Genomic DNA, 15,590 nt, shown 5'->3' with positions numbered 1-15,590 from the left:
AGGTTGAGCAAATTATTTATACCGGTGGCAAATCAAACAGCAAAATTTCACTGCCGCTGTTGGCATGAACGGAGATGGCCTGTTCATCCCAGATTGCCAGTCCGTCCGCGGTGGTGGCTTTGGTGCCGTTGATGGCCACGTCGCCTTTCACTACCTGGATCCAGACGCGGCGGTTGGCGGCAATCTGATGCACCGACTGCTCGTCTTTCGCCAGCGCCCAGCGGTAGAGTTCCATATCCTGATTCACTTTCAGCGATCCGTCCCGCGCATCCGACGAAAGCACCAGCTGTTTGCCCTGCGCGGCGTCAAAGCGGCGCTGCTCATAGCGCGGCGCGATGCCGTTTTTTTCCGGCATAATCCAGATTTGATACAGATGCAGACGTTCGGTGTCACTCGGGTTGTACTCCGAATGCCGCACGCCGGTTCCGGCACTCATGATCTGGAATTCACCTGCAGGCACCTGCTCTTTATTGCCCATGCTGTCCTGATGCTCTACCGCGCCTTCCAGTACATAGGTCAGGATTTCCATATTTTTATGCGGATGGGTACCAAACCCCTGTCCCGGGTCAATGACGTCATCGTTGATGACGCGCAGCGCCGAAAAGCCCATAAAGTTAGCATCGTAATAGTTGGCAAACGAGAAGGTATGCCAGGAATCCAGCCAGCCGTGATTAGCATGTCCGCGGTCGCTGGCGTTGCGTAAATAGATCATTTTTTTACTCCCGTATGCTGTCGATGGAGTAAGTCTGGACCGAAAGCAGACGGGATCATAGAGGGTGAAAATTGACTCCTCTGTTCAAAAATTATGAACAATTGAGGAGCCAATCTACGCTATCAGACGAGGGTGACAGTGGCAGGTGACGCCTGCTCGAATCCGCGTTCAAGGATTTCGAGATTGGTCATTACCTCAGATTCTTTGACGTAATTCTCCGCGCCAGTGGTGATGGTGGCATACAGCGCATCATATACCCGTCCATAGTCGCCGATTTCCGGCGTAACCTCTTCACGCACGGTTAAACCTTCGTCGTTGATATACTCCAGTTGGCCGATACTCTCATCAGCGGCAAAACCCGGCTCGCCTGGCATCACGTTGGCTTTCAGGCTGGTCTCCTGCTGGTCGATGCCGTATTTAATAAACGAGCCTTTGGTGCCGTGAACGATAAATTTCGGATAATCGATTTTCACCAGATGACTGGTTTTCACAATCGCCTTCAGATCGCCATAAAAGAGCTGTGCTTCGAAGGTATCGTCCGGATTCTCTTTATTGCGCAGGCTGCGGATGTCATACGCAACATGGTCAGGGCGACCAAACAGCGAGATGACCTGATCCAGCGTATGCACGCCGAGTCCGTAAAACATGCCGTCCTGCGGCAGGCCGGGTTTGGTTTCTGCTACCGGGCGGTAATAGTCAAAATGGCTTTCAAACTCCACAATGTCGCCAAGCTTACCGCTTTCAATCACTTTTTTAGCGGTCAGGAAGCAGGCGTCAAAACGGCGGTTCTGGTACGGCGTCACCGTCAGCCCTTTGCTTTTCGCCAGTTCAAATAGCGTTTTTGCCTCGGCCATGGTGGGGGTGAACGGTTTTTCCACCAGCACGTTTTTACCCGCTTCCAGCGCGCGTTTCGCGTAGTCGAAGTGGCTGTCGGCATGAGTACAGACAATCACCAGTTTGACCTTTTCGTCGTTTAGCACCTCATCCAGATCGCTGGTGAAGTGAATGTGCGAATACTGCGGCTGCTGCTCTTCCGGCTTTGCATGGCGGCGAAAGATATGGGCCACATGCCAGCTGTCTTTGCGGTTCAGTACATAGGGAAGATGGTAACGGGTGGTGCTCTTGCCGAAACCGATAAATGCACACTCCAGGGTCATGGTCATATCCTTTTTTGACGTCGAATACCATTAACCTTAATGCATTTTCGCGAGGGATGGCATGTTGATTATCCGGCGCGGAAGCGGAATATGTGTAAAATAGCCCGGTCCGTTATGTCCGCTCTGAGGAAACCCGGTATGAAACCCAAATCTGTGACGCTGTACGATGTAGCCGATGCTGCCGGTGTCTCCTATCAGACGGTTTCACGGGTGATTAATCAGGCCAGCCACGTCTCACAGAAGACCCGGCTTAAGGTTGAGGAGGCGATGCAGGCACTGAACTATGTGCCTAATCGGGTCGCGCAGCAACTGGCGGGCAAGCAGAGTCAAACGATCGGTCTTGCCACCACCAATCTCTCTCTTCATGCCCCTTCACAAATTGCGGCGGCCATCAAAACCCGGGCGGGCGAGCAGCATTTCAATGTCGTGATTTCGATGGTTGAAAAACCGGGGCTGGAGGCATGCAAAGCCGCCATAAATAGCCTGCTTTCCCAGCGGGTCGATGGCCTGATCGTTAATATCCCGCTGGAGAATGAGGACGCGCAGGCGGTGCAATCTGTGTGTGGCGGCGTTCCGGTGCTGTTCCTTGATGTTTCCCCGATCTCCCGGCACATCATATTATTTTCGACCCGTTTGAGGGCGCACGGCTCGGTGTCGATCATCTGGTCAACCTGGGTCATCGGGATATTGCTTTACTGACCGGGCCGCTGTCGTCAGTGTCGGCACGACTGCGTTTTGAGGGCTGGCAGCAGCAGCTCGCTCATCATCAACTCCACGCCACCGCCGTGCTGCACGGCGACTGGAGTTCGCTGTCCGGATATGAACAAACCCTGCGTTTGCTTCAGGGGAAGACCACGCCCGGGGCCATTCTGGTGGCTAACGATCAAATGGCGCTCGGCGCGCTGCGGGCATTCTCGGAAGCGGGCCTGAAGGTGCCCGGGCAAATGTCAGTTATTGGTTATGATGATACCGAAGACAGCGCCTGTTTTATTCCGCCGCTGACGACCATAAAGCAGGATTTCAAAGTGCTGGGCCGGGCGAGCGTCACCCGCCTGATGTCGTTAATCTCCGGGGGCGATGAAGACTATGCTTCGCAGATGCTGCCGGTAACACTGGTGGAACGTAAAACGACCGCCGCGCCTGGCAATAATATCTCGCCAACCCCTCAGGCGCTGGCCGAGGCGCTGGCAACGCTGGCACAGCAGGTGGCGCGCCTGCGCTGAATGTCAGCACCATTACAAAGTGATTTTGTCTTTGTGCCGCTCTGCCTGGCGGCGTCGCGACATCCTAATTTTCCCTCGTGCCACGTTGCCCGGCGGCGCTGCGCTTGCGCGGGCCTACAAATAGTCTAACCGGCTGAATTTTCTGTAATTGTAGGCCGGGTAAGGCGCAGCCGCCACCCGGCAGGCCATGCCACGGATGCCATCAACGTAACAGAAAAGTTTGTGACGTTAGTCACCTAAACTCCTTCTCCTGCTTTACAGCCTTTCCATCGGAAACCATAGTCGATCCAAATTGTGAGCGCATCGCAAAAAATTAAAGGAACACGACTATGACTATTCACGCGGGCACGTCCGGTGCCACTCTTGCTTCCATCCTTGCTCGCCGCGACTGGGAAAATCCGGCGGTAACGCACCTCAATCAGCTTGCCGCACACCCTCCGTTTTCCAGCTGGCGCACTCCGGACGCCGCGAGGAAAGACACCACGTCTGATAATATTCAGTTGCTCAACGGGCGCTGGAAATTCAGCTATTTTACCCGCCCGGAAGCAGTACCGGAAAGCTGGATCGCTCAGGATGAAGCGACCGCGGATGAGATAACCGTACCATCAAACTGGCAGATGCTCGGTTATGATGCGCCGATTTATACCAACGTCACCTACCCTATCCCGGTAAACCCGCCGTTTGTGCCACAGGAAAATCCGACAGGATGTTACTCGCTCACATTTGATGTTAATGCGGACTGGCTGAGCAGCGGTCAAACGCGGATCATCTTTGACGGTGTGAACTCCGCCTTCCACCTGTGGTGTAACGGTCACTGGATAGGCTACGCGCAGGACAGCCGCCTGCCCTCCGAATTTGATTTGAGCAGCGTGCTACAGCCTGGCGAAAACCGTCTGGCGGTGATGGTGCTGCGCTGGAGCGACGGCTCCTATCTGGAAGATCAGGATATGTGGCGGATGAGCGGTATTTTCCGCGATGTTTCTCTGCTGCATAAACCACAAATGCACCTGAGCGATATCCGCATTACAACACAACTAAACGAAGATTTTACGCGAGCAACCCTGGAAATGCTGGCGATCGTGAGCGGCAAGGCGGCTGCGAAGACCCAAATAGCCCTGCAACTGTGGAAAGGCGACACGCTGGTCGAGGAAACGCAGCAGGCCATCGGCAGCGAGATTATTGACGAGCGTGGTGCTTACAATGACCGTACTACCCTGCGCCTGCCCGTTGACCATCCGCTGCTGTGGAGCGCCGAAATGCCGCAGCTTTATCGCGCGGTGGTGGTGCTGAAAAACGCCCAGGACGAAGTGATTGAAGCCGAGGCGTATGACGTCGGCTTCCGCAAGGTAGAAATCTCTCAGGGGCTGCTAAAGCTCAACGGTAAACCGCTGCTCATTCGCGGCACCAACCGCCACGAGCATCATCCTGAAAACGGTCAGGTGATGGATGAAGAGACCATGCGCCGCGATATCCTGCTGATGAAACAGCATAACTTTAACGCCGTGCGCTGCTCGCATTACCCCAATCATCCGCTGTGGTATCGCCTGTGCGATCGCTACGGTTTGTATGTGGTGGACGAAGCCAATATCGAAACGCACGGTATGGTGCCCATGAATCGTCTGACCGATGACTCCACCTGGCTGGCGGCGATGAGCGAGCGCGTAACGCGTATGGTGCAACGCGACCGCAATCATCCTTCTATTATCATCTGGTCGCTGGGCAATGAATCCGGCCATGGTGCCAATCATGACGCGCTTTATCGCTGGATCAAGGCGAACGATCCTTCTCGCCCGGTCCACTATGAAGGCGGCGGCGCAAACAGCCCGGCGACCGACATTATCTGCCCGATGTACGCGCGCGTGGATCAGGATCAGCCCTTCCCGCAGGTACCAAAATGGTCGATCAAGAAGTGGATCGGCATGCCGGACGAGACGCGTCCGCTGATCCTCTGCGAGTATGCTCACGCCATGGGCAACAGCCTTGGCGGTTTTCATAAATACTGGGCGGCGTTCCGTCAGCATCCGCGGCTGCAGGGCGGCTTTATCTGGGACTGGGTCGATCAGTCGCTGATCAAAAACGACGACAACGGGCAGCCTTTCTCGGCCTACGGCGGCGATTTCGGCGATACGCCTAACGATCGCCAGTTTTGTATGGACGGACTGGTGTTCGCCGACCGTACGCCACATCCTTCGCTCTATGAAGCTCAGCAGGCGCAGCAGTTTTTCCAGTTCGCTCTGCAAGAAAATACGCTGCTCATCACCAGCGAATACCTGTTCCGCCACAGCGATAACGAGCGCCTGATCTGGACGCTGAAGCAGGAGGGCGAGACGCTGGCGCAGGGCGAGGCGATGCTGGATATCGCGCCGCAGGGGACGCAAACGCTGGTGCTGGATGCGTTACCCACCGCGACTCGTCCGGGCCAGGTCTGGCTCAATGTCGAAGTACAGCAGATTGCCGCTACCGACTGGAGCGAGGCCGGACACGTCTGCGCCTGGCAACAGTGGCGAATGCCGGAGGTGCTCGACGTTTCTCCCGCTACTCCGACGGGCAGCGCGCCGCAACTTAACGTCAGCGAAGCGTATTATGAAATCAACCACGGCAGCCAGCGCTGGCAGTTCAGCCGTCAGACTGGCCTGCTCTCACAGTGGTGGGCGGATGGCAAAGAGACGCTGCTCACGCCGTTGCAGGATCAGTTCACCCGTGCGCCGCTCGATAACGACATCGGCGTCAGCGAGGTTACCCGTATCGACCCCAACGCCTGGGTGGAGCGCTGGAAAGCGGCGGGAATGTACGATCTCGAATCTTCGCTGGCAAGCTGCGACGCCAATGTCTGCGGTCAGGAGATTCAGCTACGCACTACGCATCTCTGGCAGTATCAGGGCAAGACATTGTTTATCAGCCGTAAAACATACCGCATTGACGCCCGGGGTGAACTGCACATCAGCGTCGACGTCGATGTTGCCCATGGCACGCCCGCCCCGGCGCGTATCGGTTTGACCTGTCAACTGGCAGATATCCAGCCAGAGGTGACCTGGCAGGGTCTGGGGCCACATGAAAACTATCCGGACCGGAAATCCTCCGCCCGTTATGACCGCTGGCAGCGCCCGCTGTGCGATCTCTATACCCCTTACGTCTTCCCGAGCGAAAACGGTCTGCGCTGCGACACTACGCGACTGGAGTATGGCGACAGCTGCTGGCAGGGCAATTTCCATTTCAACATCAGTCGTTATGGGCAGAAACAACTGAAGGAAACCTCGCATCGTCACTTATTAAAAGAGGAACAGGGGACCTGGCTGAATCTGGACGGTTTCCATATGGGCGTCGGTGGCGATGATTCCTGGAGCCCCAGCGTTTCAGCCGAATTTTTATTACAGAAAAGTCATTACCACTATGCGCTGAGCTGGGTCCGTCGTTAACGGCAGGCTTTTATTCGGGCAGGCCTGGCAAACCTGCCTGTTGCGACTCTAAGGACAACAACCATGTACTACATGAAAAACACCAATTTCTGGATGTTCGGGCTGTTCTTTTTCTTTTACTTTTTTATCATGGGAGCCTATTTCCCTTTCTTCCCCATCTGGTTGCATGATATCAACCACATCAGCAAGAGCGACACGGGGATTATTTTTGCCTGCATCTCCTTTTTCTCTTTGTTATTTCAGCCGATTTTTGGCCTGCTGTCCGATAAGCTGGGATTGAGAAAACATCTGCTGTGGATCATTACCGGTATGCTGGTGATGTTCGCCCCCTTCTTTATTTATGTGTTTGGTCCGCTACTACAAACCAATATTCTGCTGGGATCGATTGTCGGCGGGATCTATCTGGGATTCATCTACAATGGCGGCGCGCCGGCGATTGAAGCCTACATCGAGAAAGTGAGTCGCCGCAGTCAGTTTGAATTTGGACGGGCGCGCTTATTCGGCTGCATCGGCTGGGCACTGTGCGCTTCTATCGTCGGCATTATGTTCACCATCAACAACCAATTTGTCTTCTGGCTTGGCTCAGGTTGCGCGGTGATACTCGCGATCCTGCTGTTTATCGCTAAGCCGCAAGCACAGCCTTCAGCCCAGGTTGCTGATTCGCCGGGCGCAAACCATTCACCATTCAGCTTCCGCCTGGCGCTGGAGCTGGTTAAAAACCCGAAACTCTGGTTTCTGTCGCTGTATGTGGTCGGCGTCTCCTGTACCTATGACGTTTTCGACCAGCAATTTGCCAACTTCTTTACCTCGTTCTTTACGACGCACGACCAGGGAACCCGTGTCTTTGGCTACGTCACCACGATGGGCGAACTGCTCAATGCCTGCATCATGTTTTTTGCGCCGCTGATTGTGAACCGCATCGGCGGGAAAAACGCGCTGCTGTTAGCCGGTGCGATTATGTCAGTCCGCATTATCGGTTCGTCGTTTGCATCCTCGCCGCTGGAAGTGATTATCCTGAAGACGCTGCATATGTTCGAGATCCCCTTCCTGATCGTCGGCTGCTTTAAATACATTACCAGCCAGTTTGAAGTGCGTTTTTCGGCGACGATTTACCTGGTCTGCTTCTGTTTCTTCAAACAGCTTGCCATGATGTTTATGTCGGTATTGGCAGGATACATGTATGACAAGGTGGGCTTTCACGGCGCGTATCTGGTGCTGGGTTTGGTGGCGCTGGCCTTCACCGTGCTATCGATCTTTACGCTAAGCGGCATGGGTCCGCTGGCGGCAATCCGCTCTTTTGGTAAGCGAGAAACGCTGGCCTGAGGGTAAAAAAAAGCCAGCACGCGGCTGGCTAAGATAATACTGGAAGCAATGTGAGCAATGTCGTGCTTTCAGGTTCTCCGTAAAGGACTCCCTGAACGCATGACAATAATAATCATTATCATTCGCACTTGTCTACCCCTTTTTTGAAAATTTTGGTGGTTGACAGCGTTGTGAAAGTCATTGATGTTAAAGGGGACTTCTAACTCACTGAGGATAAAAGGAATGAGCGATATCGTGATACGCCACATCGAAACGCGCGACGCAGAAGCATTACGTCAAATCAATGCGCATCCCGAGGTGTATCCTGATCTGCTACAACTTCCCTATCCTTCCGTCGAGCTATGGCAGGAACGGCTAAAACCCCAGCCGGGTCTTCGTCATCTGGTGGCCTGTATTGATGAGCAGGTCGTCGGACATCTGGCGCTGCGCGTTGAACAAAACGCGCGTCGCGGTCACGTTGCCAGTTTTGGTATCAGTACCGCGCCTGATTTTCGCCAGCGCGGCGTAGGATCGGCTCTGATGCGCGAAATGGTAAGCCTCTGCGATAACTGGCTGCGTATTGAGCGGATCGAATTGACGGTGTTTGTTAATAACCCTGCTGCGGTGGCGCTGTACCAAAAGTTCGGCTTTGAAATTGAAGGCACCGGCAAGAATTACGCGCTGCGTAATGGTCAATATGTGGATGCGTATTTTATGGCGCGGGTGAAATAATTTGCTGGTTACGGAAAGCGGTAATAAACAGCACTCCCTGGTAATATACCGAAAATGGTCAGGGGTCGCCCCCTGACCGGCTCCGGGCGCGTTGCCAGTGCGGCCAGCAACCCGTTTAATAGCCGCCGTTATTTACGGTGGCGGGCGAGGTAAATCAGGATCAGACCGGATAGCACACCCGCAAGGGTGCACACCGTCAAATCCTGCAACATCGCCATTAACACGTGCTGCATCGTATAGCCTTTTCTGGTTGCACTGGCAACCGTTCGCGGCTATTCTTAACTTGTCTGGAGATAAGAATTGCCCTCGTAAGTTGCCTTAAAAACAACGCGCGAGGGTTTTTTCTTTCCAGCAGTGACGCCGCCAGGGTTAAAGCCCCCGCAACGTTGCGCCTGGTCAGCGAATGGCTGACGTAACGTTATTTTACTCCGCCGTCTTATTTATTCCCAGTAAATAATTTTATAACGATGACTTATTGAAGTTTTATTTATCTGATCCAGTAATAATATTCTGGCTATAAAAGGAATATTAAATCCCCGGTACTATGTTATCTGGTGTTAGCAGATCTAATGAAATATAAACCCCGTGCATGAAACACATGAGCATCATTACAATAAATAATTACTGTGAAAGATTTGCGTTATTTTATGCAAGCGTTTACTAAAAAACCGAAAATGGTCAGGAGTCGCCCCCTGACCGACTCCGGGCGCGTTGCCAGTGCGGCCTGCAACCCGTTTAACTGGTGCCGTTATTTACGGCGGCGGGCGATATAAATCAGGATCAGCCCGGATAACACCCCCGCAAGGGTGCACACCGTCAGATCCTGCAACATCGCCATTAACACGTGCTGCATGGTATAGCCTCTTCTGATTGCACTGGCAACCGTTCGCGGCTATCCTTGAATTGTTTGGTTTCAAAGAATCGCCCTCGTAAGTTGCCTTAAAAACAACGTGCGAGGGTTTTTTCTTTTCCAACAGTCACATACCGCCGGGGTTAAAGCCCCCGCAACGTTGCGCCTGGCCAGCAAGAGCGCTGACGTGGCGCTATTCTACTCCGCTATCCGGCCTCTTCGCTTGTGCAACAAATGCTTACCGGGAATATTCTTCAATGCGGATATGCTGGACTTATCTGCGGCCCGTTCTCACTCTCCAGATGTCGGTAGAGCCGCAGACACCGTTAATATCCCGCCGTTAAATCATCCACCGACCGTGGATCGGATGCGCCATACAGCGTGCCGTCCGGGCCAATCATAATGCTTTGCGTACTGCCCATCGATTCCTTCACCGCTACTTTCTGCCCCTTTTGCCCCAGCAGTTTCAGCGTATCCGGGCTAAAGCCTTTTTCTACCCGCAGTTCATCCGGTAGCCACTGGTGATGGAAGCGCGGCGCGTTTGTTGCTTCGGCGACGTTCATCCCAAAATCAATGCTATTCACCACCATTTGCAGCACGGTAGTGATAATCCGGCTACCGCCTGGGCTGCCAGTGACCAGCCAGGTTTTGCCATCTTTAACAACGATGGTTGGTGACATGGATGACAGCGGGCGTTTTTTCGGCCCTACCGCGTTGGCATCGCCGCCGACAAGACCATAGACGTTAGGCACACCGGGCTTGGCGGAGAAATCGTCCATCTCATTATTCAGCAGAATACCGCTATTGCCCGCAACGATCCCGGTGCCGAAAATAGTATTCAGGGTATAGGTCACCGCGACAGCGTTGCCGTCTTTATCCACCACCGAGAAATGGGTAGTTTGATTACTTTCATACGGCGCAAGTTTACCCGGACGAATTTCGCTGGAGGGCTTAGCCTTATTAACGTCAATCTGTTGGGCAATGGATTTGGCGTAGTCTTTATTGGTCAGCGCCTGCCACGGCACTTTTACAAAATCCGGATCGCCCAGGTATTCCGAGCGGTCTGCATAGGCGTATTTCTCCGCTTCCGCCATCACCTGCATGGCATCCGCGCTACCGAAACCGTACTTCGTCAGGTCGAAGTTTTCCAGGATATTGAGGATCTGCACGATGTGGATCCCGCCGGAAGAGGGTGGCGGCATCGAAAAAACCTGATAACCACGATAGTCGCCGCTGATGGGGGTGCGCTCCACGGCGCGGTAAGCCGCTAAGTCCTCTTTGGTAATAAGACCGCCATTCTTACTCATCTCCTGCGCGATTTGATCGGCAATCGCCCCTTTATAAAACTCAGACGGACCGTTTTCGGCAATCATTTCCAGACTGTGCGCCAGGTTCGCCTGGACCAGCTTATCGCCTTTTTTCAGCGGTTCGCCGTCTTTCCAGAAGATAGCTTTACTGTTCTCATAATTTGGTAGCACTTCACTGCCATAGGTTTTCAGATCGTCCGCCAGCGCGTCGTTGACCACAAAACCTTCTTTCGCCAGCTTGATGGCCGGACGTATCACTTTATTGAGCGGCAGCGTGCCGTATTTCTCCAGTGCCAGCGAGAAGCCGGCGACCGTGCCCGGCGTGCCGGACGCTAAGTGTGAAGTCAGCGATTTTTTGCTGTCCGGGTTGCCCTGATCGTCAAGGAACATATCCCGCGTGGCACCGGCCGGAGCCATCTCACGGAAATCAATCGCGGTCGTGTTGCCATCTTTGGTACGCAGCAGCATAAAGCCGCCACCGCCGAGGTTGCCCGCCTGCGGATGCGTCACCGCCAGCGCATAGCCGACCGCCACGGCGGCATCCACCGCATTACCGCCCTCCTTCAGGATATCAACGCCTACCTGCGTCGCCATTTCATCCACCGAGGCGACCATACCCTGCTTCGCCACCACCGGATGAAAGACATCGGCCTCAACGCCGTAAGAGACTGGCGGTGCCGCCGTCACGCCAAAACATCCTCCCGCCATCAGAGCAGCCATCGCCACCCAGCGCAAAAACGTCGGTTTCATCATCGTTTTTCTCCAGAGATATGAGGGATGAGTCCCCGATTAAGCCTGGTCCACAATGCTTAAAAGATCATCGTTTTGACGGAAAGCGATTACACTTAAGAGAATCTACTGGAGGAGGAAAAGCAGATGAAACGACTTTTACTTCTGTCGCTTTTTGTACCCGCTGTCGTTCTGGCGCAGCCACTGAACACCATGAATAATCCGAATCAGCCTGGCTACCAGATCCCCAGCCAGCAACGGATGCAAACGCAGATGCAAAATCAGCAAATCCAGCAGAAAGGGATGCTGAATCAGCAGCTCCAGACGCAAACGCGGATGCAGCAGCAACATCTGCAAACGCAGATGAATAACAACTCGGAGCGGCTGCTTCAGAACCAGCCGCATGAGCAGGTACTGCCGAACACCAACGGCGGCATGTTGAGCAGCGGTCAGCAACATATGCTGACCGAGAAAAAGAACGGCGACATGCTGAATAATACCGTTACGCCGTCGTCTTCGGTGCGTTAGTCAGGCTGGAAATCTGGCCCGATCAGGTCAATGCGATCGGTACAAATGCAGTCCACGCCCCAGCGCAGCAATTGTGCCGCGCGCTGGGGCTGGTTGACGGTATACACGAGGATGCGTAAACCAGCGTCGCGCAACACGCCCACCCGCCCTTCATCCAGCAACTTATGATTAAGATGAATCGAGACGCAGCCCAGCCGCGAAATTAACTCGCGCCAGTCGTCGCGCCACTCATCCAGTAGCAGCCCGCGCGGCAGCTCCGGAGCCGCGTCCTGTGCCGCTTCCAGCGCGTCAATCTCAAAGGAAGAGAGCAGCGGCGCGGTCATGCCCTGCCACAGTTCGCGCGCGGCAAGCGCCACAACCTTGCCGGTTTGCGGTCCACTACCGGTGGTGGGTTTAATCTCGATATTGGCCATCATGCCGTGCTCATGGCAGCGATCCGCCACCTGCGACAGCAGCGGCAGCGGCTCGCCTTTAAATTCGCCGCTAAACCAGCTTCCGGCGTCAACGTTGAGCAGCTCATTCCACGTTAAGTGCCCTGCCACGCCCCAGCCGTTACTGGTGCGTTCGAGATTATCGTCGTGCAGCAAAAAAATCTGCCCGTCGCGCGACAGCTTGACGTCAAACTCGATCATCGTATGCCCCAGTCGCGCGCCAACGTCAATGGCGGCAAGGGTGTTTTCCGGAGCCAGCTTGCCGCCACCGCGATGGGCGACAATGTGAGGATAAGGCCAGTTACTCATACGCGTTGTCCTGTTTCACCATCAAAAAGATGCAGATGCGCTTCCGCCATATGCAGCCACAGCGTACTTCCCGCCGCCGGCCGCTCTTTATGCGCCAGGCGCACAACCAGCTTTTGCTCGCCCCAGCGCCCGTGGGCGAGGTTATCTGCGCCCAGCATCTCCAGCGTATCCATCACCAGCGGTACGCCTCCTTCCGCCTGCGAGCTTAGCGCAATATGCTCGGGACGAATACCCAGCGTCATTTTTCGCCCGGCATAACCGCGATAATACCAGTTGATCGGCAACGCCATCCCGCTTTCCAGCTCAAAATGACTGCCGGAAGCGCTGATGCGACCGTCTAACAAATTCATCGCCGGGCTGCCGATAAAGCTCGCCACAAAACGACTGGCCGGTTTTTCATAGACCTCTACAGGCGTGCCAATTTGTTCTACCACGCCTTTATTCATCACCATGACCCGCTGGGCGAGGGTCATTGCCTCCACCTGATCGTGCGTGACATACAGCGAAGTGGTTTTCAGGCGCTGATGTAAATGTTGCAGCTCAAGGCGCATCTGCACCCGCAGTTTGGCGTCAAGATTAGAGAGCGGTTCGTCAAACAGGAAGACCGCCGGATCGCGCACGATTGCCCGCCCCATCGCCACGCGCTGACGCTGACCGCCGGAAAGCTCACGCGGACGTCGTTTCAGCAGGCCGTCCAGCTCCAGAATCCGCGCCGCCTCTTTCACCCGCTCGGCAATATGTCCTTTCCCCATGCCACGTATTTTCAGGCCCCAGGCCATGTTTTCTTCCACGCTCATATGCGGATACAGGGCGTAGTTCTGAAACACCATCGCGATACCGCGATCTTTCGGCTCAGTTTCCGTCACTCGCTGCCTGTCGATCCAGATATCGCCGCTGGTCACGCGCTCCAGCCCGGCCACCATCCGCAATAACGTCGATTTCCCACAGCCGGACGGGCCGACCATCACGATAAACTCGCCGTCCGCCACGTCTACGGTTAACGGCTGAATAACCTGGGTTTTTCCGCCGTCCCAGCTTTTGGTGACTGCCTGTAATTTTAAACCTGCCATCTTATTTCTCACTGTCGACGAGGCCACGCACAAACGCGCGCTGCATAGCTAACACAATAATGACCGGTGGGATCAGCGTCAGCAGCATCGCCGCCATAACCTGATTCCACTGCGTCGTCCCTTCCCCGGTGGCAATCATCCCTTTGATACCCGCCACGGCGGTGCCCAGGTTAACGTCGCTGATAATCAACAGCGGCCACAGATACTGATTCCAGCCATAGATAAAGGTGATCACAAATAGCGCCGCCAGATTGGTACGTGAGAGCGGCAGCACAATGTCGCGAAAGAAGCGCATCGGCGACGCGCCGTCGATACGCGCCGCTTCCATTAACTCGTCCGGCAAAGTCATAAAGAACTGGCGAAACAGAAACGTCGCGGTGGCCGAAGCCATCAGCGGCAGCGTCAGGCCCGCATAGCTGTCGAGCATTTTCAGGTTGGCGATCACTTCCACCGTCGGGAAAATACGTACCTCCACCGGCAGCATCAGGGTGATAAAAATCATCCAGAAGAACAGATTACGTAGCGGAAAGCGGAACCAGACGATAGCGAACGCTGAAAGCATCGAAACGGCAATTTTGCCCACGGTGATGCCAAACGCCATGATGAAACTGTTGAGCATCATCCGCCAGAACGGCGCGCTGTTGACACCCACGCCGTTGACCCAGATGGTTTTCATGTTTTCCAGCAGGTGCGTGCCGGGAATCAGCGTCATCGGCGTGTCAAACACCGCCTGGTTATCCAGCGTCGCCGCGACAAAGGCAACGTACAGCGGAAACAGGATCGCCACGATCCCCAGGATCAGCATGGTATGGCTGAATATCGTCAGCCCGCGACGATTCTCAATCATTGGTAACGCACCTTACTTTCAACGTAGCGGAACTGGATCACCGTCAGGATGATAACGAGGAACATCAACACCACCGACTGAGCGGCGGAGGCGGAGAGATCCAGTCCGGCAAAGCCTTCGCGGTAAATTTTGTAGATTAACGTCGTGGTTGCCTGTACCGGCCCGCCTGCGGTAGCGGCGTCGATCACCGGGAAGGTGTCGAAGAAGGCATACACCAGATTGACCACCAGCAGGAAGAAGCTCACCGGCGCAATCAGCGGCAGCGACAGTTTAAAGAAGCGGCGTACCGGCCCCGCGCCGTCAATCGCGGCGGCTTCCACCAGCGAGCGGGGAATGGATTGCAGCGCGGCGAAGAAGAACAGGAAGTTATAGCTGATCTGCTTCCAGACCGAGGCGAACACCACCAGGAACATTGCCTGACCGCTATTTTGCGCATGGTTCCAGTCATAGCCGAATGATGCCAGCGCGTGCGTGATTAGCCCGCGTCCGGGGTTGAACAGGAAGATCCACAACACGGCGGCGACTGCGGGCGCGACGGCGTAGGGCAGCAGCATCAACGTCTGGTAGAAGCGGCTGCCTTTGACCACGTAATCCACCAGCGCGGCGAAAAACAGGGAGACGATCAGGCCACTGAAGGTGACCAGCGCACTGAATTTTATCGTCGTCCAGAAGGAATCAAGGTAATAGCTGTCGTGAAACAGGGCGATAAAGTTAGCCAGCCCGACAAACTGGCTGGAGAAGCCAAAAGGATCGACGCTTTGCAGCGAGTACCATAGCGCTTCGCCCGCAGGCCAGATAAAGAATATAACCGTAATGATCAGTTGCGGGGCGACCAGCGCATAGGGTAACCAGCGGGAACGGAATACCGGACGGGATGATGACATAAATCGACTCTTTCCAGAAAATGCCGGGTGGCGGCTTCGCCTTACCCGGCCTACAGGGTGCATAACGCAGGCCGGGTAAGCGCAGTGCGTATC

Annotated in this window: 11 protein-coding genes and 1 pseudogene; 5 read left to right on the top strand and 7 right to left on the bottom strand. The window is 54.8% G+C overall.

Annotated elements, in window-relative coordinates:
• Positions 1-16: 16 nt before the first annotated feature.
• Positions 17-712: a pirin family protein gene (locus ACMGGS_RS08280; RefSeq protein ID WP_414165724.1), complete on the bottom strand. Its 696-nt coding sequence runs from the start codon at positions 710-712 to the stop codon at positions 17-19.
• Positions 713-834: 122 nt separating this feature from the next.
• Positions 835-1,869 carry an oxidoreductase gene (locus ACMGGS_RS08275; protein ID WP_414165723.1) on the bottom strand — a complete coding sequence of 345 codons (1,035 nt, stop codon included), beginning with the start codon at positions 1,867-1,869 and terminating at the stop codon, positions 835-837.
• Positions 1,870-2,007: 138 nt separating this feature from the next.
• Between ACMGGS_RS08275 and ACMGGS_RS08270 the strand changes: the two are divergent.
• The 4 genes and pseudogenes from ACMGGS_RS08270 (at position 2,008) to yhhY (ending at position 8,542) form a co-directional block, all read left to right on the top strand.
• Positions 2,008-3,092: pseudogene (locus ACMGGS_RS08270) on the top strand (LacI family DNA-binding transcriptional regulator).
• A 329-nt stretch (positions 3,093-3,421) separates the two neighbouring features.
• On the top strand, positions 3,422-6,508 hold the full coding sequence (locus ACMGGS_RS08265) for a beta-galactosidase (RefSeq protein ID WP_414165722.1): 3,087 nt from the start codon (positions 3,422-3,424) through the stop codon (positions 6,506-6,508).
• A gap of 63 nt (positions 6,509-6,571) precedes the next feature.
• Positions 6,572-7,831 (top strand): MFS transporter, encoded by a 1,260-nt coding sequence (locus ACMGGS_RS08260; RefSeq protein ID WP_414165721.1) that lies wholly within the window; start codon positions 6,572-6,574, stop codon positions 7,829-7,831.
• Positions 7,832-8,053: 222 nt separating this feature from the next.
• Positions 8,054-8,542 carry an N-acetyltransferase gene (gene yhhY / locus ACMGGS_RS08255; protein ID WP_414165720.1) on the top strand — a complete coding sequence of 163 codons (489 nt, stop codon included), beginning with the start codon at positions 8,054-8,056 and terminating at the stop codon, positions 8,540-8,542.
• 1,176 nt (positions 8,543-9,718) lie between these two features.
• Here yhhY and ggt read toward each other — a convergent pair.
• A complete protein-coding gene (gene ggt, locus ACMGGS_RS08250) occupies positions 9,719-11,452 on the bottom strand; it encodes a gamma-glutamyltransferase (protein ID WP_414165719.1) in 1,734 nt (577 codons plus the stop codon).
• 123 nt (positions 11,453-11,575) lie between these two features.
• Between ggt and ACMGGS_RS08245 the strand changes: the two genes are divergently transcribed.
• Complete coding sequence (locus tag ACMGGS_RS08245) at positions 11,576-11,956, top strand: DUF2756 family protein (RefSeq protein ID WP_176919425.1); 381 nt, start codon at positions 11,576-11,578, stop codon at positions 11,954-11,956.
• On the opposite strand, the gene ugpQ is transcribed toward ACMGGS_RS08245, so the two are convergent.
• The 4 genes from ugpQ to ugpA are packed head-to-tail and all read right to left on the bottom strand — an operon-like array spanning position 11,953 to position 15,497.
• Positions 11,953-12,696, bottom strand: coding sequence for a glycerophosphodiester phosphodiesterase (gene ugpQ / locus ACMGGS_RS08240; protein ID WP_414165718.1), 744 nt, complete (start codon positions 12,694-12,696; stop codon positions 11,953-11,955). The genes ACMGGS_RS08245 and ugpQ overlap by 4 nt on opposite strands.
• Positions 12,693-13,766, bottom strand: a complete 1,074-nt coding sequence (locus ACMGGS_RS08235) for a sn-glycerol-3-phosphate import ATP-binding protein UgpC (RefSeq protein WP_414165717.1) — start codon at positions 13,764-13,766, stop codon at positions 12,693-12,695. The genes ugpQ and ACMGGS_RS08235 overlap by 4 nt, the downstream gene beginning before the upstream one ends.
• Position 13,767: 1 nt before the next feature.
• Positions 13,768-14,613: a sn-glycerol-3-phosphate ABC transporter permease UgpE gene (ugpE, locus tag ACMGGS_RS08230; RefSeq protein ID WP_414165716.1), complete on the bottom strand. Its 846-nt coding sequence runs from the start codon at positions 14,611-14,613 to the stop codon at positions 13,768-13,770.
• Positions 14,610-15,497, bottom strand: a complete 888-nt coding sequence (gene ugpA / locus ACMGGS_RS08225) for a sn-glycerol-3-phosphate ABC transporter permease UgpA (protein ID WP_414165715.1) — start codon at positions 15,495-15,497, stop codon at positions 14,610-14,612. The genes ugpE and ugpA overlap by 4 nt, the downstream gene beginning before the upstream one ends.
• Between the last annotated feature and the right edge of the window lie 93 nt (positions 15,498-15,590).

This window comes from Superficieibacter sp. BNK-5 (genome assembly GCF_047456055.1).
In the GTDB taxonomy this organism is placed as follows: domain Bacteria; phylum Pseudomonadota; class Gammaproteobacteria; order Enterobacterales; family Enterobacteriaceae; genus Superficieibacter.
This window is presented reverse-complemented; position numbering and strand designations above follow the sequence as displayed.